This is a genomic window from Xanthobacter sp. NM-59 (assembly GCF_021401125.1).
Lineage (GTDB): Bacteria > Pseudomonadota > Alphaproteobacteria > Rhizobiales > Xanthobacteraceae > Xanthobacter.
On sequence record NZ_JACBFQ010000005.1, the window covers coordinates 144,241 to 168,793 of the forward strand.

At 68.4% G+C, this 24,553-nt stretch carries 19 protein-coding genes; 10 read left to right on the top strand and 9 right to left on the bottom strand.

The genetic code is table 11. The features are described 5' to 3' along the window. Positions 1-33 precede the first annotated feature (33 nt). Positions 34-711: a leucyl/phenylalanyl-tRNA--protein transferase gene (gene aat, locus L0966_RS11515; protein ID WP_234052043.1), complete on the top strand. Its 678-nt coding sequence runs from the start codon at positions 34-36 to the stop codon at positions 709-711. Here the strand turns inward: aat and L0966_RS22540 are convergent. The 4 genes from L0966_RS22540 to speB all read right to left on the bottom strand — a co-directional run bounded on the left by L0966_RS22540 (position 642) and on the right by speB (position 4,704). Further along, on the bottom strand, positions 642-1,313 hold the full coding sequence (locus L0966_RS22540; protein WP_370641829.1) for a DUF2155 domain-containing protein: 672 nt from the start codon (positions 1,311-1,313) through the stop codon (positions 642-644). The genes aat and L0966_RS22540 overlap by 70 nt on opposite strands. 702 nt (positions 1,314-2,015) lie before the next feature. Beyond that, entirely contained in the window at positions 2,016-2,426 is a 411-nt protein-coding gene (locus tag L0966_RS11525) for an NADH:ubiquinone oxidoreductase subunit NDUFA12 (RefSeq protein WP_234052044.1), read from the bottom strand. 115 nt (positions 2,427-2,541) lie between these two features. Next, positions 2,542-3,657: an ionic transporter gene (locus L0966_RS11530; RefSeq protein WP_234052045.1), complete on the bottom strand. Its 1,116-nt coding sequence runs from the start codon at positions 3,655-3,657 to the stop codon at positions 2,542-2,544. Positions 3,658-3,723: 66 nt separating this feature from the next. After that, complete coding sequence (gene speB / locus L0966_RS11535) at positions 3,724-4,704, bottom strand: agmatinase (RefSeq protein WP_234052046.1); 981 nt, start codon at positions 4,702-4,704, stop codon at positions 3,724-3,726. 232 nt (positions 4,705-4,936) lie between these two features. Between speB and L0966_RS11540 the strand changes: the two genes are divergently transcribed. Next, the gene (locus tag L0966_RS11540; protein ID WP_234052047.1) at positions 4,937-6,079 is read left to right on the top strand and encodes a diguanylate cyclase; all 1,143 of its coding nucleotides are present in this window, start codon (positions 4,937-4,939) and stop codon (positions 6,077-6,079) included. Between the two features lie 47 nt (positions 6,080-6,126). On the opposite strand, the gene L0966_RS11545 is transcribed toward L0966_RS11540, so the two are convergent. The 3 genes from L0966_RS11545 to L0966_RS11555 form a co-directional block, all read right to left on the bottom strand. Next, on the bottom strand, positions 6,127-11,100 hold the full coding sequence (locus L0966_RS11545; RefSeq protein WP_234052048.1) for a hypothetical protein: 4,974 nt from the start codon (positions 11,098-11,100) through the stop codon (positions 6,127-6,129). After that, the gene (locus L0966_RS11550; protein ID WP_234052049.1) at positions 11,097-11,630 is read right to left on the bottom strand and encodes a sigma factor-like helix-turn-helix DNA-binding protein; all 534 of its coding nucleotides are present in this window, start codon (positions 11,628-11,630) and stop codon (positions 11,097-11,099) included. The genes L0966_RS11545 and L0966_RS11550 overlap by 4 nt, the downstream gene beginning before the upstream one ends. A 177-nt stretch (positions 11,631-11,807) precedes the next feature. Beyond that, positions 11,808-12,203 carry a flagellar export protein FliJ gene (locus tag L0966_RS11555; protein WP_234052050.1) on the bottom strand — a complete coding sequence of 132 codons (396 nt, stop codon included), beginning with the start codon at positions 12,201-12,203 and terminating at the stop codon, positions 11,808-11,810. 458 nt (positions 12,204-12,661) lie between these two features. On the opposite strand from L0966_RS11555, the gene ctrA reads away from it, so the two are divergent. Continuing rightward, a complete protein-coding gene (gene ctrA, locus L0966_RS11560) occupies positions 12,662-13,363 on the top strand; it encodes a response regulator transcription factor CtrA (RefSeq protein ID WP_234052051.1) in 702 nt (233 codons plus the stop codon). Positions 13,364-13,671: 308 nt separating this feature from the next. Here the strand turns inward: ctrA and chpT are convergent, their stop codons facing one another. After that, complete coding sequence (gene chpT, locus L0966_RS11565; protein ID WP_370640721.1) at positions 13,672-14,379, bottom strand: histidine phosphotransferase ChpT; 708 nt, start codon at positions 14,377-14,379, stop codon at positions 13,672-13,674. Between the two features lie 170 nt (positions 14,380-14,549). On the opposite strand from chpT, the gene cysQ reads away from it, so the two are divergent. From cysQ to L0966_RS11580, 3 genes are all read left to right on the top strand, one after another. Continuing rightward, entirely contained in the window at positions 14,550-15,404 is an 855-nt protein-coding gene (cysQ, locus tag L0966_RS11570; RefSeq protein ID WP_234052052.1) for a 3'(2'),5'-bisphosphate nucleotidase CysQ, read from the top strand. Positions 15,405-15,557: 153 nt separating this feature from the next. After that, on the top strand, positions 15,558-16,169 hold the full coding sequence (locus L0966_RS11575) for a DUF1134 domain-containing protein (RefSeq protein ID WP_370640722.1): 612 nt from the start codon (positions 15,558-15,560) through the stop codon (positions 16,167-16,169). A 138-nt stretch (positions 16,170-16,307) separates the two neighbouring features. Then, positions 16,308-17,078, top strand: a complete 771-nt coding sequence (locus L0966_RS11580) for a hypothetical protein (protein WP_234052053.1) — start codon at positions 16,308-16,310, stop codon at positions 17,076-17,078. Between the two features lie 622 nt (positions 17,079-17,700). Here the strand turns inward: L0966_RS11580 and L0966_RS11585 are convergent. Next, entirely contained in the window at positions 17,701-17,949 is a 249-nt protein-coding gene (locus L0966_RS11585) for a hypothetical protein (RefSeq protein ID WP_234052054.1), read from the bottom strand. 382 nt (positions 17,950-18,331) lie between these two features. Between L0966_RS11585 and L0966_RS11590 the strand changes: the two genes are divergently transcribed. The 4 genes from L0966_RS11590 (at position 18,332) to fdhF (ending at position 24,446) form a co-directional block, all read left to right on the top strand. Next, a complete protein-coding gene (locus L0966_RS11590) occupies positions 18,332-19,261 on the top strand; it encodes a LysR family transcriptional regulator (protein ID WP_234052055.1) in 930 nt (309 codons plus the stop codon). Positions 19,262-19,535: 274 nt separating this feature from the next. Beyond that, positions 19,536-20,030, top strand: a complete 495-nt coding sequence (locus L0966_RS11595; protein WP_234052056.1) for a formate dehydrogenase subunit gamma — start codon at positions 19,536-19,538, stop codon at positions 20,028-20,030. After that, positions 20,030-21,592: an NADH-quinone oxidoreductase subunit NuoF gene (locus L0966_RS11600; RefSeq protein ID WP_234052057.1), complete on the top strand. Its 1,563-nt coding sequence runs from the start codon at positions 20,030-20,032 to the stop codon at positions 21,590-21,592. Before L0966_RS11595 ends, L0966_RS11600 begins: the two co-directional genes overlap by 1 nt. Positions 21,593-21,605: 13 nt before the next feature. After that, entirely contained in the window at positions 21,606-24,446 is a 2,841-nt protein-coding gene (fdhF, locus tag L0966_RS11605; protein ID WP_234052058.1) for a formate dehydrogenase subunit alpha, read from the top strand. Positions 24,447-24,553: the final 107 nt, after the last annotated feature.

Below are 24,553 nucleotides of genomic sequence, written 5' to 3' on the forward strand. Positions count from 1 at the left end.
ACAGTCGCGCCATTTCCTGCTAATCTGGTCGTCATGAGCCGATTGAACGACCAGATCGTGGAAATCACTCCGGAGGTGCTGCTGAAGGCCTATGCCTGCGGCATCTTCCCCATGGCCGAGAGCGCCGACGATCCCGGCCTTTACTGGATCGAGCCCGAGCGGCGCGGCATCATCCCCCTCGACGACTTCCGCATCTCCTCGCGGCTCGCGCGCACGGTGCGGTCCGACAAGTTCGAGGTGCGGGTGGATTCGGACTTCGAGGGCGTCATCGACGGCTGCGCCGAGCCCCAGGAGGGCCGCGAGAAGACCTGGATCAACACCCGCATCCGCAGCCTCTATGGCGAGCTGTTCGCGCGCGGCCGCTGCCACACGGTGGAGGCCTGGCGCGACGGGCGCCTGGTGGGTGGGCTTTACGGGGTGCGGCTGGGCGGCGCCTTCTTCGGTGAAAGCATGTTCCACCGCGAGCGCGACGCCTCCAAAGTGGCGCTGGTGCACCTGGTGGGGCGGCTGATCGCCGGCGGCTTTCGCCTGCTCGACACCCAGTTCGTCACCAGCCACCTGAAGACTTTCGGCGCCACCGAGGTCTCGCGGCGCCAATATCACCGCCTGCTGGATCAGGCGCTGGCGGTGGAAGGGGACTTCTACTGCTGGCCCGCCGGGGCCGCGGTGACGGGCGCCGGGGCCTTGCAGCCGATCAGCCACACGTCATAGACGGGGTGTTCCACACCGTGCAGGCCGGGGCTGGACGCAAACATCCACCCGGTGAAGATGCGCTTGGCCTCGCCCTTCAGCGTCACCTCGTTCACCTCGGTGAAGGACGTGGTGTTCTGCGTCTCGTTCGCCGGGCGCGTGTAGCACACCCGCGGCGTCACCTGGAGTGCGCCGAACTGGGCCGTTTCGCCCATGGCCACATCGAAGGTGGTGGTGCGGCCGGTGATTTTGTCGAGGCCTGCATAGACCGCATAGCCATTGGGAATCTTCACCGCCGGCGGCTGAACCACCACGCCTTCCACATCACCCGGCACAGCTGGCGCGGCTGTGGCCGGCGCCGCCGCCGTAGTGGCGCGGCCGGGGGCGGCTGGAGCGGATGAAGACGGCTCCGGCCGATAGGGGGCGGGCTCGTAGGGCGAGGGCTGGTAGGGCGCGGGCGGCGAGACCCGGCGCGGCTCCGGCGCAGTGGGGGCGCCATAGCCCGTGGGCGGCGGCACGTTCGACTGTTCGATTCCCGAACGCTGGAGCTGCGCCGCGGCGGGCGAGAGGCATACCGCCTGCGCCGCCGCCGCGAGGGCGAGCCACGCCAGGCCCTGGGACATCCGCATCATGCTACAGGCGCACCGGTCTAGTATCTGGAACCCACGTGCTTCCGTCGCGCGGACCCACGCCGGGCCGCCGGAAGCACCCTATGGCGAGACGGGTGCGCCATGCGGCGCCTCCGAACCGAGTTGAGCTTCGTGACAGGCCGATTAGCACTGACAATGCGGCTTGAACAGGGCGTAGGCGAATGCAAGGGCTGCCTCCGCCCCGCGCCATGCCCGCGCGACGTGAACCAGCCGGGGAATCGGGGCGGAAGAAAAGCGCCCCGGTTGGCGGGTCCGGCGGCACCACCGCGCCCGTCGGGATCGCGCTGCGCCCTCCACGAGCCCGAGCCCCTGCGCGAAAGGAGAGAACCCCGGCAGCAGATGGGTGCACCCGCCCCTTTCACGCCGCTCCCGGCGCGAAAGAAGAGAGCACTTCCAAGCGAAGTTGGCTCCGTTGCGCGTGAAAGAAGAGCATAGGAGCAACCGGATAGGCTGCCCCGAAGGTTCCATTAGGAACCTGCAGTGACCTGCGGCCGAGCCCCAACCGTGCTGATTCCCGCCCGCGCGGCGGGGCGAAGCCTCAGCCCCGCAGCCGCAACAAAAATGGCGCGCCCGTTCGAGCGCGCCACATGCCCGGCGTCTGGCCGGCGGGAACGAAATCCACCCTCCCCTTCCCCGGCATCCGGAACGGACCCGAGGAGGGACCAAGTGCAGCCCTCACTCGCCGGGGGCCCAGGCCTTGTAATCGCCGGTGACCGCCGGGCGCGGCCCGGTGGCAAGCACGGAACCCTTGGGATGATAGGCGGCCGGCGTACCCGTGAGGTTCGCGCTGTGCTCCTTCTGCCACTCGTGAGGCGTGTAGGTTTCCTGCGAGGGGGGCGTATCGACGCGGTGGTGGATCCAGCCCCACCAGCCGGGAGGAATGCTGGAGGCTTCCGCATAGCCCGGATAGATCACCCAGCGCCGCTCAAAGCCGAGGGTCGGGTCAACCACGCCACCCTTGGTGCGATAGTAGCGATTGCCGAACTCGTCCTTCCCGACGAACTCGCCGTAGCGCTTGGTCCACAACCAAGTGCCCACGGTCTGCTTTTGCCACCAGGTGAAGATGTAGAGCAGGAGAGTCTTCACGGCCCACGCCTCGTTCCGAAACCGGGGCGGAACATGCCACCTGGCCCGCGCCGTGTCCACCGCCGAGAGCGCCCTCCCTCGCCCGCCTCTCCCCTTCTTTCGCCGCAGCCGGCGCTCACGGCACGATGGTGAGCATCAGGTACACGCCAAACAGGATGAGGTGCACGATGCCGTTGAGCGCATTGGTGCGGCCCGTGCCGAACGACACGATGGACAGCACGAAGGTCAGCACCATCATGGTCCTGTCCTCCGGATCGAGGCCCAGCACCATGGGCAGGCCGAGCATCATGCTGATGGCGGCCATGGCCGGAATGGTGAGCGCAATGGAGGCCAGCGCCGAGCCCAGGGCGATGTTGAGGCTGTGCTGCAGGTGATTGCGGCTCGCCGCGCGCACGGCGCTGATGCCCTCTGGCAGAAGCAGCAGGGTGGCCACCAGCGCGCCGGTCACCGCGTCGGGATCGGCAAGGGGAAAGAGCGCGAGGAAATCCTCGAAGCTGCCGGCCACGTGGTCGGAAAGGCTCACCACGCCCGCCAGGCTCAGCAGCAGCATGCCCACCGCAAAAAAGAAGCGCCTCAGTGAAGGGCGCCTGTCGCTCTGCTCGTCATCGATGCCGACGAAGTGCTCAGTGTAGCGCACGGTCTGCATATAGAGAAAAGCCGCATAGAGGCCGACCGCGACAAAGGCCATGAAGCCGAGCTGGAACGGTGTGAACTGGCCCGTGGCACCGTCGCGCGTCTCGCTCGGCAGGATCAGCAGCATCACCCCGAGCGCGATCAGCACCGAAAGAAAGCCCGCCACCCCCTGCTGCTGAATCACCTGTTCGCGGTGCTTCAGGCTGCCCAGGAGCAGGCACAGGCCGACAATGCCCGTATTCACGATCATGATGACCGAGAACACCGATTCGCGGACCAGGGTCGGATTGTGGGAGGCGTGCAGCATCATGGCCGCGAGCACCGACACCTCGATCAGCGTGACCGAGAGGGTCAGCACCAGGGTTCCATAGGGCTGGCCCAGGCGCGCCGCCGCCACGTCCGAATGCGCCACCGCAGAGAAGGAGGAGCCGCAGAGAAACAGCACCGCAAGCAGCCCGCCCACAAGGCGCGCCTCGCCCGCTACCCCCGGTGGCGCGGCATCGGGAGCGAGCTGGGGCACCAGCGCCAGCAGGACGGCCAGGCCGACCGCCAGGAAGGGGAAAACAAAGGCATAGGCGCCAAATCGTGTCTTCCTCACGCTGCCACCTCGCAGTGCGCGAACCGCGCCGCTCTCCCACATCGGCGCCGTCCGTGCAAGGCATTGTCAGGGCGCGATTGCGCGTCCCGCCGCCTTCCGCTGCGCGAGCAGGCAGAGATAGATGGAAGCCAGCGTCGCGCCGGCCAGCGCCGTCACCTCCGCATGGTCGTACGGCGGCGAGACCTCGGTCACGTCGAAGCCCTTGAAATCGAGCCCGCCCAGGCGCTTGAGGCAGGAGATCGCCTCCCGGGTGGTGAGCCCGCCGCAGACCGGTGTGCCGGTGCCGGGCGCGAACGCGGGATCGAGGGCATCAATGTCGAACGAGAGGTAGACCGGGGCATCCCCCACCCGCTCGGCAATGCGCGCGGCCACCGCCGCCGGCCCCAGGTCTCCCGCCGTCTGCGCATCCAGGATCTCGATGCCGAAGGTGTTGGGCGCGTGGGTGCGAATGCCCACCTGGATCGAACGATCGGTGCGAATCAGGCCATCGCGCACGGCGCGGGTGATCATGGTGCCGTGGTCCACCCGGTCGCCCGCGTCATCCCAGGTATCCTGGTGGGCATCGAACTGCACCAGGGCGACCGGCGCGCCGGTGCGCGCCACCAGCGCCTTCAGCACCGGATAGGTCAGGAAATGGTCGCCGCCGAGGGTGATGAGGTGGCTGCCGCGCGCATAGTGCGCCCCCGCCTGATCGCGGATGGAGGAGGCGATGCCGGCCGGCACGCCATAATCGAACACACAATCGCCGGCATCCGCCACGTCGAGGGTCTCGAACGGGTCGATGCCGAAGGGATAGAAGGGGTCGCCATCCAGGATGCTGGAGGCGGCGCGGATCGCCCGCGGCCCGAACCGGGTACCGGGGCGGTTGGAGACCGCCACGTCGAGCGGCACGCCCCACACCACGATTTCAGCCCCGCCGCCATCGCGCGCATAGCGCCGGCGCAGAAACGAGGTGACGCCCGAATAGTTCGGCTCGGTGGACTGGCCATGCCGGAAGGTGGGGTCCAGCGCCCGATCCACAGGACGCGGCAGCACGGGTTGAGTCATCAAATACCTCTCAGCTCGACGGAGCGGCCGGCGCATGATATCCAGCCCGTGTGATCATGCCACTTCTTACGGGCGCGCACCTGAAGGGTGTAGCATTCGCACACGGCCGCAACCTTTCCACCGCCCATGGCGCGTGGAAGCGGCAGCAAGCGCCCTCTCCCCGTGAAGACCGCCAGATCCGCCTCGGTTTTCCGGCAACCCGGTAGCGTGCATGACGCTTCATGTTCCGACCATGCTTTTCACGTCGGCCATGATGAGCGGCCTTGTCGCCGCATTGCAGTTCTTTGTCAGCTATCGCCTGCAGAATCAGGCCCTGGTCTACTGGGCCATGGCGAGCTTCGCCATGGCCAGCGGCGCCGCGATCCTCGGCATGCGCGCCGAGTTTCCGCCGGCCGTCTCCATCATTATCGGCAATGGCCTCGTTTTCGCGGCGCTGGGGCTCACCCTCTCAGGCGTGCGCGTGTTCGACGGCCGCACGCCGATGCTGGGCACCATCTTCCTCGGCACCCTTGTGGGCGCGGGGCTGCTGTTCGTCTCGCTGCTGTTCGGCGATTACCTGGGGCAGCGAATCATCATCTTCTCGCTGGTCGTGGGATGCTGGGGGGTGCTCGCGGCCTCGACCCTCCTGCACAAGCCGGCGCGCGATGACTGGTCGCTCACGCGCACCGTCTGCGCCGTGCTGCTGCTGCTCCTGGCCATGATCTATTTCGGCCGCGCCGTCGCGGTGGCCACCGGGTGGGTGCATGTGGTCGATGCCGCCTCGGGCACCGCGCAGGGGCTGCTCGTGCTGGTCGGGCTCGCGCTCTCCACCAGCTGGAACTTCGGCTCCCTCTATATGGTGCTGGACCGCCTGGCCTCCACCGACGACCTCACCGGCCTCTTGAACCGGCGCACCACCCTGCGGCGCGGAAGGCGGCTGTTCGAGGAGGCACTCCTGCGCCAGCGCGCGATGTCGATTTTGATGGTGGACCTCGACCACTTCAAATCCATCAATGACCGCTTCGGCCATCATGTGGGCGATGCGGTGCTGCGCAGCTTTGCGGAGACGGCGGCGCGCAGCCTTCGCCCGGGAGACCTGATCGGGCGGCTGGGCGGCGAGGAATTCTGCGTCATCCTGCCCGGCGCGGACGCCAGCGCCGCCAGCGAGGTGGGCGAGCGCCTGCGCCGCATCACCGAGCGGGAGCTGCGCTATGTCTCCGGCATGCCGGTCAATGTCACGGTGACGGTGGGGGTGGCCACGCTGCACCCGGCGGGCCTCACCGTGCCCGCGCTCTCCAACCTCATCCGCTCGGCGGACGAGGCGCTGTATCGCGGCAAGTCGGAAGGGCGCAATCGCGTGCACCCCTCCCACTCCGCCTGCGGCGCCGCCGGCTGATGCCGGAACACGGCTGCGCCGGGGGCCTGAAGCCGGGCTGAGGAACCTCAGCCGCCAATCCTGGCATTGTAGACTTCCTCGCCCGGCGTGCCGGGAGCATCGAGGGAATCCAGCGTCACCGAAAGACGCGCCGTGCCCGGCGCGCTGCCGGCGAGAAGGCGACCCAGGTCGGAAACCGTCACCATCTCGCTTGCGAACGTGCCAAGCAGATGGGTGCCGCCACCCTCCGTCTTCAACCTCAGCTGATAGATGTATCCCGGCGGGGCCGGCTCCGCCGCGACGATCCGCAATTCCGTGCGCCCGGAGCGCTCATCGAGCCGCAGGCGCACCTCCGTCGGCGGATTGGCGACGAACACCGGCGCCAGCTCCACCCGTCGCGGCTGCGGCGCGCCGTCGCCGCGCCAATGGGCCAGCATGTCGGAACCGACGCCCAGCCCAAGCGCCACCGCCAGGGCGCCGACCGCCCAAAGCACCCGCGCACGCCGAGAACCGCGTGGCGACGGCTCCACCGTGCGCAGGGGCGGCAGCGGCCGTTCGGCCTCATCCGCGGTCGGCGCGGCCGCCTCCCCGGCTTCGCTCCCGGCAACTCCCGCATCCTCCGGCCGGTCCGATGGCGGCTTGCCACTTTCTCTCGGCTTCGATCGCGCGCCAGCGCCGCGCGCAGGCGCCGCGTCAGGGCGTTCGACAGCAACCTCATCCTGGGTCTGAGACGCACCCAGCTCCGGGATTTCAGCCCCCTTCGTCCGCGCGGCGGTTTCCGCGACCGGTTCCGCCGTCGGGGTGGGGCCCTCCGGCGAAGGGGCAGGTGGCGCCTTCGCCTTGATCCCCGAGGACTTGACCTCAGGCTCCAAAGCCCGCTTCGCCGAGAGCGCGACGGCGGTCGGCCTGCGTTTCACCATGGCCTTGACGATCGGCCTCGCGTCCAATGGCGCTGCCAACCCATCCCTGCCGGAGACCGCCTCGGCAGCGGGTGGCGCGCGACCGGGCACCATGGCCGGAACCCGGGACTTGGGCCCGACATTCTCTGCCCGCTCCCGCAGTTTCGGCCAAGCCGGCACCCAGCGCGGCGGCCCCTCCCCGTCGGCAGCCACCTCCCCCGCACCGGGAGGCTCGGCCCCCGCCTCCGTCTGCGCCGCGTCACCATCGCCAGCCGTGTCGGAAGCCGACGACCCAAGCTCAGCCACCGGGACAGCCCCGCCCTCCGGGAGCCGCACCTGCGCCTCCGCAGAGGCCACGGGAGCGGTGTCCTGTGGCTCGCCGGACACCTCCTGATCGGTCGCAGCAGCGGCCGGCACCGCCGCCGCTTCATCATCCCCAGAGCGAGCCGGATCGGCGCGCTCTTCAGAATGCGAGGCTTCCGTTTCACTGGGCGAGGGCTCGGGCGCGCGGCCCGAGACGGCAGCCGGCCCGGCATCCGTTGGCGCCGGAGGCTCCTCGATCGAGAGCGCAATCGGGACCTCCGCGGCATCGCCGGGAGACTCCTGATTGGCCGCCTCGACCGCGGACAGGTCAGCCGCCTGAGCGTCCCCGAAGCGCACCGCCTCATTCGCCGGCTCGCCGGAAGCAGCGGCTTCGGCCTCAACAGGCTCTGACCCACGTTCTCCAGCCGGGGTTGCTGCCATGTCCGCCTGAAACACCATCTGGGGTGCTTCCGGCCCCGGCGCTTCAGTCGCCTCAACGGTTTCGTGGCCGCGATCCTCGTTGTCCGCTGCGACGGCGGACAGGGCGGCGGTTTGATCGTCTCCGAAGTGGGCAGCTTCATTGGCTGGTTTGCCGGAGGGCGCCGCCTCCGCCTCGACGGGTTCCGGCCTATGGTCGCCGTCCGCGATCGCAGCCTTCTCCGCCCGCATCACCACCCGGGATTCCTCGGGCTCCAGCTCTTCAGTCGCCTCGACGATTTCGCGGCGGCGATCCTCATTGGGCATCTCGACGGCGGACAGGTCGGCGCCGTCACCGTCTCCGGCAGGACTTCCCGCATTGGCCGGTTCGCCCGAAGGCGCAGCCTCAGCCTCAACAGGCTCCACCTCGCGTTCGGCATCCGCGACCGCAGCCGCTTCGACCGGCATCACCACCTGGGGCTCTTCCGACCCCGGCGCCTCAGTCGCCTCAACGGTCTCGCGAGAGCGGTCCCCATTGACCGCCTCGATGGCGGACAGGTCGGCGCCTTCACCGTCTCCGGCACGAGCTCCCGCATTGTCCGGCCCGCCGGAAAGCGCGGTCTCGGCCTCGACGGGCTCCAGCCCGCATTTGGCGTCCGCGATCGCAGCCGCTTCGGCGTCCATCACCACCGGACGCTTTTCCGGCCCCGGCGCTTCAGCCGGCTCGACCGTTTGGCAAGGACTGTCCTCATTGGCCACATCGAGGGCGGACAGGTCAGCGGCTCGGTCGTCCCCGAAGTGGCCGGCCTCAATAGCCGGAGTGCCGGAAGGCGCGGCCTCGGCTTCAGGAGGCTCCGCCTCGCGTTCGGCGTCCGCGATCGCAGCCGGTTCGACCGGCATCACCACCTGGGGCTCTTCCGACCCCGGCGCCTCAGTCGCCTCGACGGTTTCGGGGCGGCGGTCCGGATTGACCGCCTCGACGGCGGACAGGTCGGTGCCTTCACCGTCTCCGGAGCGAGCGGCTTGATTGGCCGGCTCGCCGGAAGGCGCGGCTTCGGCCGCAGCCGGCTTCGACCCGCGGGCGCCGTCCGCAACGGGCTCCGTCTCGGCTTCCAACAGGGCCGAGAGCGCCGGCATCGACGGCGCGGGCTTGGTCTCCCCTGGTTCGCTGGAGGGCTCCGGGCTGGCGGCCTCGACCGCGGAGAGGTCGGCGGCTTCGCCGTCGGGGGTGCGAGCCGCCGCATCTTTGGGCTCACCGACAGGCACGGCCGCGGCGTGAGCAGGCTCTGGCAGCCCGTCCACCTCCGCTGCGGAGAGGACCGGAGCGTCGCCGGCCACCAGCACAGGCGCAGCATCTCCGGTTTCGCCGGCCGGCGCGTCACCGGCCTCGGTGCCAACAACGTGGGCGGCAGCTTCGCCCTGCTCCGCCGAAGTAGCGGCAGCGGCGGGTTCGCTGACAGGAGCGACCTCCGTCTCAGCCGGTGTCGGCTGGTGCTCGTGGGCCGCCACGGCGGCCGCCGGAAGCGCCTGGGGCTCCTCGGCATCGAGCCCGGACATGGCGTCCCCGGGCGCGCTTGCGGGCGCAGGCTCCAGAACCGGCTCGCGGGCGGATCCGTCATCGGTGCCGGCGGCCGCCACAGTCTCGGGCCGGGCCGTGGGCTCGTCCGTCGCGGCCGCCGCCAGGGCCTCCGGAGGCGCCTGCGGCTCCTCGGCATCGAGCCCGGACATGGCGTCCCCGGGCGCGCTTGTGGGCGCATGCTCCGGAACGGGCTCACGGGCGGATCCGTCATCGGTGCCGGCGGCCGCCACAGTCTCGGGTCGGGCCGTGGGCTCGTCCGTCGCGGCCGCCGCCAGGGCCTCCGGAGGCGCCTGCGGCTCCTCAGCATGGAGCCTGGAGATGGCGTCCCCGGGCCCGCTTGCGGGCGCGGGCGGGGCCTCCGCCGGTTCTCCCAGGGGCAAGGGCTCGGCGGCTTCACGAATAGGCGGAATGTCCGCGTCCGTCTCGTCGTCGGCGAAAAGGAGCGCCTGCAGCTCTTCCGTCAAGGCCGCGAGACCCGCGGCTGACGCGGCGGCGCTGGAATCGGGGAGTTCCGGCTCAATGTCGGCCTGCGAGGAGCCTGCCTGCGCAGCGGGCAATTCCCCTGCCCCTGGGGCAGAGGGATGCGCCGCAGCGTCCTCAGCCGGGCCGGACGGGTGCGCCTCCACGTCCATCGACAGAGGCCCGGCGGGGGCCGCCTCAATGCGGTCCTCCCAGTCCACCAAGGGCTCGGAAGCGGCGGCCTCGCCGGTTTCCACGGCGGGCACCGGCTCGGCGTCAGCAAGCGTCTCCGGCAATTGAAGCGGCGCGCCAGCCGCCTCAACGTCGCCGCGAGGCGCGGGCTCAATGGTATCGAAGGCGGGCGTCGTATCGGCGCGGGCCGCTTCGTCCGCCCGGCCCCCTGAAGCGGCATCCGCCTCGGCACCTGCCGGCGCAGGACGGGAGCGGACAGGTGCGCCCACCGACGTCCCCTCATCAATGGGCGAGGCGCCGTCCGCATCGGTCGCCGGAGCTTCCACCGATCCTGACGCGGGCTCATCGGGGACATGCGGCGCCATGCCGGCGGGGGTCGGAACGGCCTCGTTGCCGTCCTCCTCCGCCAACTGCGTCACTTTGAACTCGGGCAAGACAACCGCCGGAACCAGGGTCAGCGCGGCAGTACCGGACTGCGCCTCCCCGCCCTTTTCCGCCACGGGCGACATGACCGGCGGCGCTTCGGGGGCGGTGTCTGGCGAGCGGTGGCGCGGCTCCTGGGCGCGCTCGGCGCGCACGTCCGGCGCAACGGCCTCGGGCACCGTCATATCATCGCGGATATGGGGAATGGGCGCCGCGGCTTTGCCAGCCGAGCCTCGCCCGCGCCGCGAAGACCGCTTTGGCGGCTCGGGGGGCGCGACATCTGGGGGGGCGATCTCAAGCGGCGCCTTTGGCTCCCGGGCGTCATCGCGCGGGGCCTCGCCAACCTCCGGCGGACGGGACCGCAATCCCCGCACCAACCCCTTAACGGCGTGGAACGGGGCGCTCAGCGCCTTGCCGACCCCGCCCTTGGCCGTCTCGCCGGGCTTGCGACGCCTGGTGTCCGCCTCCCCTGCGGCGGCGTCCGTCGGCTCGGCGGGCGGCAGCTCCTGGCCCTTCCGGCCCCGCCCGCGACGGGAACCGAACATGCCGGAGCGCGAATCACTAAGGTCTTCCTCAATGCTGAGCCACAAAGCGGGCGGCGGCGCGATGGGCGTCACCAGCTCGTAGAGCGGCGCCAGCGCCCGCTCCCATGCCCGCACCCGCGCCGCGAAGGAGATGTCCACCGCCATCCGGGTGCGCACCTCCGCCCGTTCAGCGGCATCGAGGGTGCCGATGACGAATTCCGCTGCGAGGGCGTCGTCCCGCGTCATGCCCGGATCCCGAGCACGGTGGCGAGCTGCTGGATGCTGCGCCCCAGCCAGGCGCGCACGCCGGCGGCCGGAACGTCGAAATAGACGCCCAGCGCTTCGCGCGTCCAACCATCATAATAAGCGAGAAGCATCATGCGGCGGCGCTCTTCGGACAGGGTGCCGAGCCCGGCGAGAAGGCGCATCAGCCCCTTGCTGCGCCCGGGCAAGGCCAGCGGATCCTCCGCCGGCTGGGTGACGCGGAACGGCTCGAACGCATCAAGACCACCATGCTCGCGGGCCACATCCAGCGCCGCGGTGCGCGCGATCACCACCATCACCGCCAGCGGGTCGTGCTGCTCCGCCAGGGTTCCGGCCTGGGAAAAGATCTGGCGGTAGGTGCGCCGCATGGCCTCGGTGGCGAGCTCCGGCCGGCGCACGAGGCGCAGAACGAGACCGTAAAGCTTGGGTGAGGACAGGGCATAGATGCGCTCACGGGCGGCGGCGTCCGTGGCTGTCGACAGCAGGGCACGAAGCTCTCGGTGGGGCGTCACGGCCGTCACACCTTTCTCGCCGCCGCGCGCAAAGGCGCCTCCAGGCGGCATCCACAGCGGGATCAGCGGTTCCACGCCTGGCCGGGAGACCGACGCGCGGACACGCATCATTCAAGCGCTCGGGCCGGGCGGATGACCAGAGGAAACATCTGCACGCGCCGCAAGCAGGCCTGCGCCTCAGGCGCGGGAAGCGTCCGCGTGGCGCCACACGGCCCGGCGCCCGCCCATTTCGGGCTTGGCCGCGCGGTCCAGATCGTCGGCGGCCTCGGCCAGGGCCAGGTCGGCTTCCGCTTCCGAAAGGGCAGTGCTGGCGGCGGCGCGCTGGGCGGCAAGGTCTTCCACCGAGCGACGCAGGTTGTCGCGACGGCCGCGGGCGGCATGGGCCAGCGGCGGATAAGCGAAATGGGCGGGATCGGTGATACCGGAGCGCTGCTCCTCGGCCGCGATGTCGCGATCGAGATCAACGGCCATGCGCTCGAAGTCGGCGATCATGGCATCAATCTGAGCGAGACGCCGGCGGGCATCGTCGATCTGAAACTTCTTGGCGCGAATCAAGGGCTCTCGCGACTTCATCGCCGTCAACTCCGGTACGCAATGACGCAATGCGGTCCGAGCAACCCCGGACCCCTCTCAACAGGCGCCACAATGCCGGCCGGCGGTTGCCCCTTTCTTACCGCCGACCCCTCCGCTGCGGAAAATCGCAACAGATCGTCCGCCGGAAACCAATCGTTTACCGCCTTCGTTAATCATGGCTCCACGGTTCGAACGAGGCCCGCGAGGCGCCCGCTCGAACGCCGCCGGAAGGTGCTCGGCAACGGGTGGTACGGGGGCTCGGCAGGGGCAAAAAACAGTTAAGTGCTTGGTGGCGATTCGCTCTTCGCAACCGTGCACAATTGTTTTGCCACAAGGCCTTGTCCGCGAGAATCGGGGTCTGCTATCGATTCACCACACGTTACGCGAATCACCCCGACGGCCGAGCAACGGAAGTCGCCATCGCCGCCTTCCGAACAGTTGCGAGGAAAGGGATTGCCATGCGCGTCTTGCTCATCGAAGACGACAGTGCGACGGCCAAGGGCATCGAGCTGATGCTCAAGACCGAAAACTTCAACGTCTACACGACCAACTTCGGTGAGGAGGGCGTCGATCTCGGCAAGGTTTACGAGTATGATATCATTCTGCTCGACCTGAACCTGCCGGACATGTCCGGGTTTGAAGTCTTGCGCAACCTCCGCGTTGCCAAGGTGAAGACCCCCATCCTCATCCTCTCCGGCCTTGCCAATACGGAAGACAAGGTGAAGGGCTTCGGCTTCGGTGCCGATGACTACCTCACCAAGCCCTTCCACAAGGACGAGATGGTGGCGCGCATCCACGCCATCGTCCGCCGCTCCAAGGGCCACGCTCAGTCGGTGATCCAGACCGGCGACCTCGTCGTCAACCTCGACACCAAGACGGTGGAGGTCGAAGGCGCCCGCGTGCACCTGACCGGCAAGGAATACCAGATGCTGGAGCTGCTCTCGCTCCGCAAGGGCACGACCCTCACCAAGGAGATGTTCCTCAACCATCTCTATGGCGGCATGGACGAGCCCGAACTGAAGATCATCGACGTCTTCATCTGCAAGCTGCGCAAGAAGCTGGCCAACGCCTCTTCCGGCAAGAACTACATCGAGACGGTCTGGGGCCGCGGCTATGTGCTGCGCGAGCCGGCGGTCGGTGCCGAGCGGATGGCGGTCTAGCCCGTTTCTGGCGACACGGAGACCCGTTCACGCCACGGCGCGTCGAGGCAGGTTTCAGAGCGAATGACGTGCGCCCAGGCGAACGCAAGAGCGCTCCGTGCCGTATCGTCCCTTTCTTTCGAAGAGTGTCCTCGCAAGCGCGATGCCCCGCCCATCCGGTGGGGCATTCTGCGTTTGGGGCCGCGTTGCGTATCGACACAGCGAGCCCGCGCGCATCTCCCGGTTTTACGGAACCGAGGAAATGCGCCAGGTCATCGACTTAACGCGCCTTTTCACGCGAACCGGCATCCCCGGTGCCCGAAGACGCTCTAGCGCGTGGTTGCGGTGAGCGTCACCAGCTCGTCTTCGGCCGAAAAGCTGACGACCATGCCGCACGCCCGCGCCAGCAGACCGGCATAGAACGGCTGGATCACCTGCGCCGCCAGACCGCCCTCGGGGGCGATCCCCGCCACCAGGGCCTCGGCGCCGCTGGGAATGCGCGCCTTCGGGCCGCGCGCAGCCAGCACGAAGCCCATCTGCTCACCCTCGCCCAAGGGCATCACCCGGATCACGCCACCGCGCGCCACGGAGGCCGCGGCGATCAGCATCAGGTTGAGCAGCATCTTCACCTTGTTCTTGGACTGGAACTCGCGCGGCAGCATCCATTCGATCCGCGTGCGATCATCCTCAATCATTCCGCGCGAGACCTGCTCGGCGTCCCCGAGATCCAGCTGCGCGCCCGCGGAGCCGGCGGCGCCGAAGGCCAGACGCGTGAACTGCAGGCGGGCAGAAGCCTGCCGCGCGCTCTTGGTGATGAGCTCCAGCGCCGCCTCGCGCATGTCGGCGGCGTCCTCATCCTCCAGCACCTCAATGCCGTTGACGATGGAGCCCACAGGGCTGATGACATCGTGACACACGCGCGAGCACAGCAGGGCCGCGAGATCGAGCGCGGAGATGGACACCACCGCATCCGGCGCGGTCATATCGGGCGACGTCGCGTCGGGCTGGTTCACGTCGGGGCTGTTCACGTCGGACATGGGGCGGGGCTTCCGGGCGTGCTGCGTTTCCGGGCCGGCAGCCGTCCGCCGGGGCGGACCCTCGGCGGCACGTGAAACCACATGGATGAAGGCCGGCTCTGATACACCCGGCGATGGCCCGCCCACAAGCCGCCGTCGACAGCCCACCGGCGGGCGGCTAGAAAGCGGCCATGACTTCCCCCGCTTTTACCCCCGGCGCCCCTTTCCGCGCGCCCGCCCCCACCGACGCTTCCCTGCTGGCCGGCCTTGCTGAAGCGGCGCTGGCGGCAGGCGTCGCCATCCGCCGGATCGAGGCGGAGGGCATCGAGGCGCACCTGAAGTCCGACATGAGCCCGGTCACCGCGGCCGATGGCGCTGCGGAAGAGATCATCTGCGCCGCCCTCGCCAAGCTGGCACCCGGCGTGCCCGTGGTGGCCGAGGAGGCCATGTCCGACGGCGCCAAGGTCACCTGCGGATCCCGCTTCTTCCTGGTGGACCCTTTGGACGGCACCCGCGAGTTCATTTCCGGCAATGGCGAGTACACGGTCAATATCGCGCTGGTGGAAGATGGCGTCCCGGTGCTGGGCGTGGTCTACGCTCCGGCGCGGGCGGCCCTGTTTGCCGGCCGGCCCGGAGGCGCCTTCCATGCGTTGCGCGCGCCCGGCGCCCCGGTGGATGCGCAGGACTGGACGCCCATTGCCTGCCGCCCCATTCCCGAAGGTCCGCTGGTGGTGGCAGCCAGCCGCTCCCACAACGACCCCGCCACCGATGCCCTGGTGGCGCGGTACCCCGTGGCGGAATACATTCCCGCCGGTTCCGCGCTCAAATTCGGCCTGCTGGCGGAAGGGCGGGTGGATTTCTATCCGCGCCTCGGCACGGTGATGGAGTGGGATTGCGCGGCGGGTCACGCCGTGGTCGCCGCCGCCGGCGGCCACCTCACCCGCCCCGATGGCAGCCCCCTCACCTATGGGCACGCGGACCAGGGCTTCAAGGTGCGCGGCTTCCTTGCCTGGGGTGCCGGCACGCCGCCCCAGCCCGCCGGTTAACCGGGCGATAAGCCCCACGGCCGATCGTGGACGCGGCCCCAGGCGGCGCGATGGCACTGCGCCACCGTCGCCTTTTCACGGTCACAGTGCTGAGAATAATCAGCGGCCGAGTCGCGGCACCCGCCGTCCCGAAGCTAACCGCGAGATCCCGTCATGCGCTTCTCCCCGAGCTTCCTCTCGAGTGTTCCCCGCCGCGCAGTGCTGCGCCACATGCTGGCCGCCGGCGTGGCCGCGGCCACGCTGGGCGCCGTGCCGGCGATAGCCCAACAGCAGCAACCGCCTGGCACTTATTCCAGTGGCGAGCTGGTCAGCAAGGGCCACTCTTTCTTCGGCAGCGTCTCGCGCGGGCTTGCCCTTTCCATCGAGAAGGCGGTGTCCCAGTGGGGTGAGCCCAATGGCTACATCCTTGGCCAGGAAGGGTCCGGCGCCTTCGTAGGCGGCCTGCGCTATGGCGAGGGCGTGCTCTACACCCGCAATGCGGGTGACATGAAGGTGTATTGGCAGGGCCCGTCCGTGGGCTGGGATTTCGGCGGCGATGGCGCCCGCACCATGATCCTGGTCTACAACCTGCGCAGCGTGGAAGACGTGTTCCGCCGCTTCGCCGGGATTTCGGGCTCGGCCTATGTGGTGGCCGGCTTCGGCATGACGGCCCTGGGCGCCGATGGCATCGTGGTGGTGCCCATCCGTTCGGGCGTGGGCGTGCGGCTCGGCGCCAATCTGGGCTATCTGAAGTTCACCTCCAGCCCCACCTGGAACCCCTTCTGAGGTCAAGACCGCGAGCCGGCGCCCCTCCCCTTCGGTAAGGAGGCGGGTAACGTCCGGACTGGTGCGCCGTCGCCAACTCTGGCATGAATGGGCAAGAGATCCGCGCTCGCGGATCCAAGCTGAAGGACAAGGGCCGACGTGATCGAGCAGATCATGTATTTCGCTTTGGGCGCGCTCATCGCGACGCTGGTGGCCCTGCTCGTTCTGCCGGCCGTGTGGCATCGTGCGGTGCGGCTGACCACGCGGCGCGTGGAAGCGGCCGTGCCCGTCTCGCTGTTCGAGGTGCAGGCGGACAAGGACCAGCAACGCGCCTTCTTCGCCCTCAACCAGCGCCGGCTGGAGTTGCAGGCCGACACCATGCGGGAGGCCATCGCCGCCCATGCCGCCACCATTGAGCACCAGCGGCTGAAGATCATGGAGCTGGAGCAGGCGAAAGCGGCGCTGGAGGAACAATCCCGCCGGCTGGAGGGCCTCAATGCTGAGCAGGCGGTCCTCATCGGCGAGCTGCAGGACCAGGTAGCGGATCGCGCCGCCACCGCCGGTCGTCTCGATGCCGAAATGGGGGCTCGCCTGACCGACCTGACCGAAGCCAACGAGATCATCGCGCGGCTGCAGGCCGACGTGGAGCGGCTGACCACGACACTCTCCGCGCGCGACGATCAGGTGCGCGCGCTGGAAGCGGACCAGGCCCGCCTTCTGACCGAAGACGGCACCACCTCGGACAGCTCGGACCTCGCCTTGCGCGCCGCCTTGACGGAGCTTGCCGCCAAGGTGGTCGTTCTCACCGCCCAGGTGGAAGGCGCCGCCTCACCCATACCCGCTCTGGTGGCGAACGCCCGCAAGGGAGACACCAGCCTCGCGAGCCGCATCCGTGCCCTGCTCAACGAGACCCCCCAGGCCGCAGAATAGGCGTATGGCGCGCCACGCGCCCTTCGCCCGAAGGGCGCCGTCGTAAAAATGCGCGCGTCGCGAGGTTCATGCCCGACGACGTCCCGCGGAGGGCCCATCGACATTTAATACCTGCGGCGCGGCTCTTGAACGCCCGCCAACATACTCCTCATGCTGCGGCTCCCGCTCCCCGAGCGGGGGGCTGTCCAGGGAGGCAAGACATCGGCCCCCAGCGCTGAGGCAAGGGACGACACTGCGGAACGCCCGGTCGCCTTGCCGCCTTCCGGTCCGCCGCCGTTCCCCCGTCCCGGCTCAGGAAGGATCCGGCCAGAAGACCAGACATCCGGAATGCGCCTGCGCTGAGGCAAGGAAGGACGCTGCGGGACGCCACGGTGCCTTGCCGCCTTCCGGTCCGCCGCGACGCCCCCCCACTCAAAAGGGATGGGCCCGGCCTCTTTCGCGCGCCCTCTCCGGACGGTCGATCAAGCCCCCGGGGTTCATCCCAAGCCCCGCTCCAAGCCCCGCTCGACCGTGCCCGCGAGACCTTCCCGACTGCGCATCACCCGCCGCGCACAACGTCCCGGACGCCGCCGCACCCGTGAGCGCAGCGAAGTCGCACGGACGGCACGAAACGGGGCTCGTCTCAGGCGAACTGCGAGTGAGAGAAGCTCAGGTGCGGGGCTCGCACCGGCTCCGGCGCCACCGCCGGCGCATCGGGCCGGAAGGTCATGACAGCCAGCGTCGGCGTGGCGATGAGCAGGGCCGCGAACAGCAGCACCACCAGCGAGATGAGGAGGGACGAGCTGCGCCAGGTGCCCGCGTCCGCTCGTGACGAGCTGGAAAAGGCCGGACGGGCAGACAGAAGGACAGGCCGGGTGACAGATGAAGCCATGGCGGGCATCCTTTCGAGCATCCTTTTCGACCCCTGCGCCCACGCGCCGGAAGCGCATGAACGACGCCCTCGGCCCAGCCCCAAACTGGAACCGGCCGGGAGCGCTCAACCGCCGCGCAGACTCCCCCCCGCGCGCCCGTGAGGCAGCGCCACGGGCCCTAGAATGGAAGTCCGTTCGGGGTGCCTCTCTCCGGTCCGCCGCACCGGTGGAGAGGTGTGAAGGAAAGGTTAACCCGGGCCGCGAAGTTCCCGTTCCCGGCATTCACGAATCCGAGAGAATCACGACGCCGCGCAGCGGCTGATTTTCGCTGCATTGCAGCGCGCGCGGGCAGTTGCGCCGAGGGGAGTTGCGCAACATCGTTCCCGTCCCTGATATGGGGGCATGATCGACAAGCTCGAATACCTCATCGCCCTGGCCCGCGAGCGTCACTTCGGCCGCGCCGCCGAAGGGTGCGGCGTCACCCAGCCCACCCTTTCCGCAGGCATCAAGCAGCTCGAGGACATGCTGGGCGTGTTGCTGGTGCAGCGCGGCTCGCGCTTCATGGGCTTCACGCCCGAGGGTGAGCGGGCGCTGGAATGGGCACGGCGCATCGTGTCCGACGCGCGGGCCATGCGGCAGGATATCGATGCCCTCAAGCGCGGCCTGTCGGGCCCGCTGCGCATCGCCGCCATTCCCACCGCCTTGCCCATGGTGGCAGCGCTCACCACCCCGTTCCGCGCCCGCCACCCGGATGTACGGTTCACGGTGATTTCGCGCAACTCACTGGAAATCCTGAGCGATCTTGAGAATCTCGAGATTGACGCCGGCATCACCTATCTGGACAACGAGCCCCTCGGCCGGGTGAACACAGTGCCGCTTTATCGCGAGCGCTACCGGCTCGTCACCGCCGCCAATGCCCGCTTCGGCGACCGCACCAGCGTGACATGGGCCGAGGTGGCGGAACTGCCCCTGGCCCTCCTCACGCCCGACATGCAGAATCGCCGGATCGTGGACGATCTGCTGGCGGCGGCGGGGGCGCGACCGAAACCCACCCTCGAATCCAACTCCATGACGGTGCTGTTCACCCATGTGCGCACCGGCCTTTGGGCCAGCGTCATGCCCGCCATGCTGGCCGATTCCCTGGGCCTCACGGCGCTGGTGCGCTCCATTCCCATTCTGGAGCCGGACATCTCCCACTCCATCGGCCTCGTGGTCCCCCACCGGGAGCCGACCACGCCCGTCATCTCCGCCTTGGTGGCGGAGGCGCGACGCATTGCCCCGAAGCTCGACCAGCAGGTGCTGGCCGATCCCGCTCTTGCCGCGATGCAATAAACGCGATGCCCGCGCACGCGGGTACACATAGAAAAGTCCGATCAATCCAGGCGCCGGAGGCGCGGCACATGCCATTTTGCCGCACCTTCGGCGCCTGTGTTTTCACGTCGACCATGCTGATGGGGGCGGTCAACCATAGAAATGTTCTATTGCACCATCCCACGGCTGCATTGATCCCCGCCGCTTTTGTGACAGTCTGTTTGAAATCATCACAAGAAAGGGCCGCCCCGAGCGGCCCCGATGTGCACAGTCTGACGCGGGAAGGCGGACGCCCATGGCGGTCTATGAGGATTGGAGCACCGAGCGCGCGGCTCAGGTGATCGCGGAGCATCGGCACCTGGAGGGTGCCACGATGCCCATTCTGCACGCCTTGCAGGAAACCTTCGGCTTCGTACCCGATCCGGCGGTGCCCATGATCGCGGAGAGCCTCAACCTCTCCCGCGCGGAGGTCTATGGCGTCCTCACCTTCTATCACGACTTCCGCCGCGCGGCCCCGGGCCACCATGTGGTGAAGATGTGCGCGGCCGAGGCCTGCCAGTCCATGGGCGGCAAGGCACTGGCCGATTATGCCGAGGACAGGTTCGGCGTGGGCATGGGCGAGACCTCGCCCGACGGCAAGATCACCCTTGAGCCCATCTACTGCCTGGGCCTGTGCGCCTGCTCCCCCTCCGCTTTGGTGGACGGCCAGCTGGTCGGCCGGCTCGATCGTGCCGCCATCGATGAGATGGCCGAGTGCTTCGCCGCCGGCAAAGACTTCGGAGACGCGTGATGAAATCCCCCCGCATCTTCGTCCCCAACGACGCCACGGCCGTCGCCTGCGGCGCCAACCGGGTCGCCCATAAGCTGGAGCATGAACTGCTCGCCCGCGGCGTCACCGCCGACATCACCCGCAACGGCTCGCGCGGCCTGTTCTGGCTGGAACCGCTGATCGAGGTGGAGACCGAGAAGGGCCGCGTGGGCTACGGCCCGGTGAAACCCTCGGACGTGGAAAGCCTGCTGCATGCGGGCCTGCTCCATGGCGGCGACCACCCTCTGTGCGTGGGGCTGGTGGATGAGATCCCCTATCTCAAGAAGCAGACCCGCCTCACCTTTGCCCGGGTCGGCATCATCGATCCGCTCTCGCTCACCGATTACGAGGCCCACGGCGGCTATCGCGGCCTGAAGCGGGCCATGGAGATCGGCCCCTCAGCCACCGTGGAAGAGGTGGTGGAAAGCGGCCTGCGCGGTCGCGGCGGCGCCGGCTTTCCCACCGGCATCAAGTGGCGCACCGTGGCCGCCGCCCCGGCCGAGCAGCGCTACATCGTCTGCAATGCGGACGAGGGCGACAGCGGCACCTTCGCCGACCGGCTCATCATGGAGGCGGACCCCTTCTGCCTCATCGAGGGCATGACCATTGCCGGCCTCGCGGTGGGCGCCACGCGCGGCTATGTTTATTCGCGCTCGGAATATCCCCTCTCCTTCGTGGTGATGGAAAAGGCCATCGAGAAGGCGCGCGACGCGGGGTTGCTGGGCAAGAACATCCTGGGCTCGGGACACGATTTCGACCTTGAGATGCGCATGGGCGCAGGCGCCTATGTGTGCGGCGAGGAAACCGCCCTTCTGGAAAGCCTGGAGGGCAAGCGCGGCCTGGTTCGCGCCAAGCCGCCGCTGCCGGCGCACAAGGGCCTGTTCCAGCAGCCCACCGTCATCAACAATCTGGTGTCGCTGGCCACCGTGCCTGTGATCCTGGACAAGGGCGGCAGCTTCTATCGCGATTTCGGCATGGGCCGTTCGCGCGGCACCATGCCCATCCAGCTCGCCGGCAACATCAAATATGGCGGCCTGTTCGAGACCGCCTTCGGCATCTCGCTGGGCGAATTGGTCAACGACATCGGCGGCGGCACGGCGTCCGGCCGGCCGGTGAAGGCGGTGCAGGCGGGTGGGCCACTCGGGGCCTATCTGCCCGTCTCCCAGTTCGACACGCCGTTTGATTATGAGGCCTTCGCGGCGAAGGATGCGCTCATCGGCCATGGCGGCATCGTGGTGTTCGACGACACGGTGGACCTGGCGCGGATGGCCCATTTCGCCATGGAATTCTGCGCCCATGAGAGCTGCGGCAAGTGCACGCCCTGCCGCATCGGCTCCACCCGCGGCGCGGAGACCCTCGAAAAGGTGATCGCCGGCGAGAAGCGGGAGCAGAATCTCGAACTGCTGCGCGACCTTTGCGACACCATGAAGCTCGGCTCCCTCTGCGCTTTGGGCGGCTTCACGCCCTATCCGGTGCTGAGTGCCCTCAACCATTTCCCGGAAGACTTCGGCGCCACGCCGAGCCTGCCGGCCGCCGCGGAATAATGGAGGAACACCCATGTCCCTCATCAACGAAATCGACTACGGCACGCCGGCTTCCAAGTCCGAAAAGCTGGTCACCCTCACCATTGACGGCATGAAGGTCAGCGTGCCGGAAGGCACCTCCATCATGCGGGCAGCCATGGAGGTGGGGAACCAGATCCCCAAGCTCTGCGCCACCGACATGCTGGACGCCTTCGGCTCCTGCCGCCTCTGCCTGGTGGAGATCGAGGGCCGCAACGGCACTCCGGCCTCCTGCACCACCCCGGTGGCCGAGGGCATCGTGGTGAAGACCCAGACCGAGCGGCTGAAGCGGCTGCGCAAGGGGGTGATGGAACTCTACATCTCCGACCACCCGCTGGACTGCCTCACCTGCTCCGCCAATGGCGATTGCGAGTTGCAGGAGATGGCCGGCGTGGTGGGCCTGCGCGAGGTGCGCTACGGCTATGAGGGCGAGAACCACACCACCCTCGGCAAGGACGAATCCAACCCCTACTTCACCTATGAGCAGTCGAAATGCATCGTCTGCAATCGGTGCGTGCGGGCGTGTGAGGAGGTGCAGGGCACCTTCGCGCTGACCATTTCCGGCCGGGGCTTCGACAGCCGCGTTTCGCCGGGCATGAACGAGCCGTTCCTCACCTCCGAATGCGTGTCCTGCGGCGCCTGCGTGCAGTCGTGCCCCACCGCCACGCTCAATGAAAAGTCCATGGTGGAGATCGGCACCCCCGAGCATTCGGTGGTGACCACCTGCGCCTATTGCGGCGTGGGCTGCGCCTTCAAGGCCGAGATGCGCGGCGACGAGCTGGTGCGCATGGTGCCCTATAAGGACGGCAAGGCGAACCGGGGCCATAGCTGCGTGAAGGGCCGCTTCGCCTATGGCTATGCCACCCACCAGGACCGCATCCTGAAGCCCATGATCCGCTCTTCCATCACGGAGCCGTGGAAGGAAGTGACCTATGAGGAGGCGATCCAATACGCCGCCTCCGAGTTCAAGCGGATCCAGGAGAAGTATGGCAAGCGCGCCGTTGGCGGCATCACCTCGTCCCGCTGCACCAATGAAGAGACCTATCTGGTCCAGAAGCTGATCCGCGGCGGCTTCGGCAACAACAATGTGGACACCTGCGCCCGCGTCTGCCACTCGCCGACCGGCTATGGCCTTTCCCAGACCTATGGCACCTCGGCCGGCACCCAGGATTTCGACAGCGTCGAGCAGACCGACGTGGTGCTCATCATCGGCGCCAACCCCACCGATGGGCACCCGGTGTTCGCCTCCCGCCTCAAGAAGCGGCTGCGCCAGGGCGCCAAGCTCATCGTGGTGGACCCGCGCCGCACCGACATCGTGCGCTCGCCCCATATCGAGGCGGCCTACCATCTGGCGCTGAAGCCGGGCACCAATGTCGCCATCGTCACCGCCTTGGCCCATGTGATCGTCACCGAGGGCCTGGTGAACGAAGCCTTCGTGCGCGAGCGCTGCGACTGGGAGGATTTCCAGGAGTGGGCGGCCTTCGTGGCCGACGAGCGCCACAGCCCCGAGGCGGTGGAGAAATATACCCAGGTGCCAGCCGACCTGGTGCGGCAGGCGGCCCGCCTCTATGCCACCGGCGGCAATGCCGCCATCTATTACGGCCTCGGCGTCACCGAGCATTCGCAGGGCTCGACCACGGTGATGGCCATCGCCAACCTCGCCATGGCCACCGGCAATATCGGCCGCGAGGGCGTGGGCGTGAACCCGCTGCGCGGGCAGAACAATGTGCAGGGCTCCTGCGACATGGGTTCCTTCCCCCATGAGCTGCCGGGCTATCGCCACATCTCCGACGACGCCACCCGCGCCTCGTTCGAGGCCCTGTGGGGCGTCAACCTGGACGACGAGCCGGGCCTTCGCATTCCCAACATGTTCGATGCCGCGGTCGATGGCACCTATAAGGGCATGTATGTGCAGGGCGAGGACATTTTGCAGTCCGACCCGGACACCCACCATGTCTCGGCCGGCCTTGCGGCGCTTGAATGCCTGGTGGTGCAGGACCTGTTCCTGAACGAAACGGCCAATTACGCCCACGTCTTCCTGCCCGGCTGCACCTTCCTGGAGAAGGACGGCACCTTCACCAATGCGGAACGGCGCATCCAGCGCGTGCGCAAGGTGATGGCGCCCAAGAATGGCTATGCCGACTGGGAAGTGACCCAGATGCTCGCCAATGCCATGGGCTTCAAGATGGACTATGGCCATCCCTCTGAGATCATGGACGAGATCGCGGCGCTGACTCCCTCCTTCGCGGGCGTGAGCTATGCCAGGCTCGACGAGCTCGGCTCGGTGCAGTGGCCCTGCAACGAGAAGGCCCCCGCCGGCACGCCAGTAATGCATATCGGCGGCTTCGTGCGCGGCAAGGGCAAGTTCATGCTCACCGAATACGTGCCCACCGACGAGAAGACGGGCCCCCGCTTCCCGCTGCTGCTCACCACCGGGCGCATCCTTTCCCAGTACAATGTGGGTGCCCAGACCCGGCGCACGGCGAACGTGGCCTGGCATCCGGAGGACGTGCTGGAGATCCACCCCTTCGACGCCGAGAATCGGGGCATCCGCGACGGCGACTATGTGAAGGTGGAAAGCCGCGCCGGCTCCACCTCCCTGAAGGCGGAGATCTCGGAGCGGGTGGCGCCGGGCGTGGTCTACACCACCTTCCACCACCCGGTGACCCAGGCCAATGTTGTGACCACCGACTATTCCGACTGGGCCACCAATTGCCCGGAATACAAGGTCACCGCCGTGCAGGTCTCGCCGTCCAACGGCCCGACCCCGTGGCAGGAAGAGTATGAGGACCTGACCCGCAAGAGCCGCCGCATCGCCGCGGAAGCTGCGGAATGAAGCCGGGCATGCCGGGCGAACACCTTTTCACCCGGCATGCTCCAGGGTCTGCTTCCACGCAATTCCAGGCGCGGGCCAGATGCGCGCCTCCGCCGGAATTGCCTTGA

Excerpts from the sequence above, each read along its gene's own strand:
- aat (WP_234052043.1), top strand. The coding sequence starts at position 34 with ATGAGCCGATTGAACGACCAGATCGTGGAAATCACTCCGGAGGTGCTG.
- L0966_RS22540 (WP_370641829.1), bottom strand. The coding sequence starts at position 1,313 with ATGTCCCAGGGCCTGGCGTGGCTCGCCCTCGCGGCGGCGGCGCAGGCG.
- speB (WP_234052046.1), bottom strand. The coding sequence starts at position 4,704 with ATGACTCAACCCGTGCTGCCGCGTCCTGTGGATCGGGCGCTGGACCCC.
- L0966_RS11540 (WP_234052047.1), top strand. The coding sequence starts at position 4,937 with ATGCTTTTCACGTCGGCCATGATGAGCGGCCTTGTCGCCGCATTGCAG.
- L0966_RS11545 (WP_234052048.1), bottom strand. The coding sequence starts at position 11,100 with ATGACGCGGGACGACGCCCTCGCAGCGGAATTCGTCATCGGCACCCTC.
- L0966_RS11555 (WP_234052050.1), bottom strand. The coding sequence starts at position 12,203 with ATGAAGTCGCGAGAGCCCTTGATTCGCGCCAAGAAGTTTCAGATCGAC.
- ctrA (WP_234052051.1), top strand. The coding sequence starts at position 12,662 with ATGCGCGTCTTGCTCATCGAAGACGACAGTGCGACGGCCAAGGGCATC.
- chpT (WP_370640721.1), bottom strand. The coding sequence starts at position 14,379 with ATGTCCGACGTGAACAGCCCCGACGTGAACCAGCCCGACGCGACGTCG.
- cysQ (WP_234052052.1), top strand. The coding sequence starts at position 14,550 with ATGACTTCCCCCGCTTTTACCCCCGGCGCCCCTTTCCGCGCGCCCGCC.
- L0966_RS11575 (WP_370640722.1), top strand. The coding sequence starts at position 15,558 with ATGCGCTTCTCCCCGAGCTTCCTCTCGAGTGTTCCCCGCCGCGCAGTG.
- L0966_RS11585 (WP_234052054.1), bottom strand. The coding sequence starts at position 17,949 with ATGGCTTCATCTGTCACCCGGCCTGTCCTTCTGTCTGCCCGTCCGGCC.
- L0966_RS11590 (WP_234052055.1), top strand. The coding sequence starts at position 18,332 with ATGATCGACAAGCTCGAATACCTCATCGCCCTGGCCCGCGAGCGTCAC.
- L0966_RS11595 (WP_234052056.1), top strand. The coding sequence starts at position 19,536 with ATGGCGGTCTATGAGGATTGGAGCACCGAGCGCGCGGCTCAGGTGATC.
- L0966_RS11600 (WP_234052057.1), top strand. The coding sequence starts at position 20,030 with ATGAAATCCCCCCGCATCTTCGTCCCCAACGACGCCACGGCCGTCGCC.
- fdhF (WP_234052058.1), top strand. The coding sequence starts at position 21,606 with ATGTCCCTCATCAACGAAATCGACTACGGCACGCCGGCTTCCAAGTCC.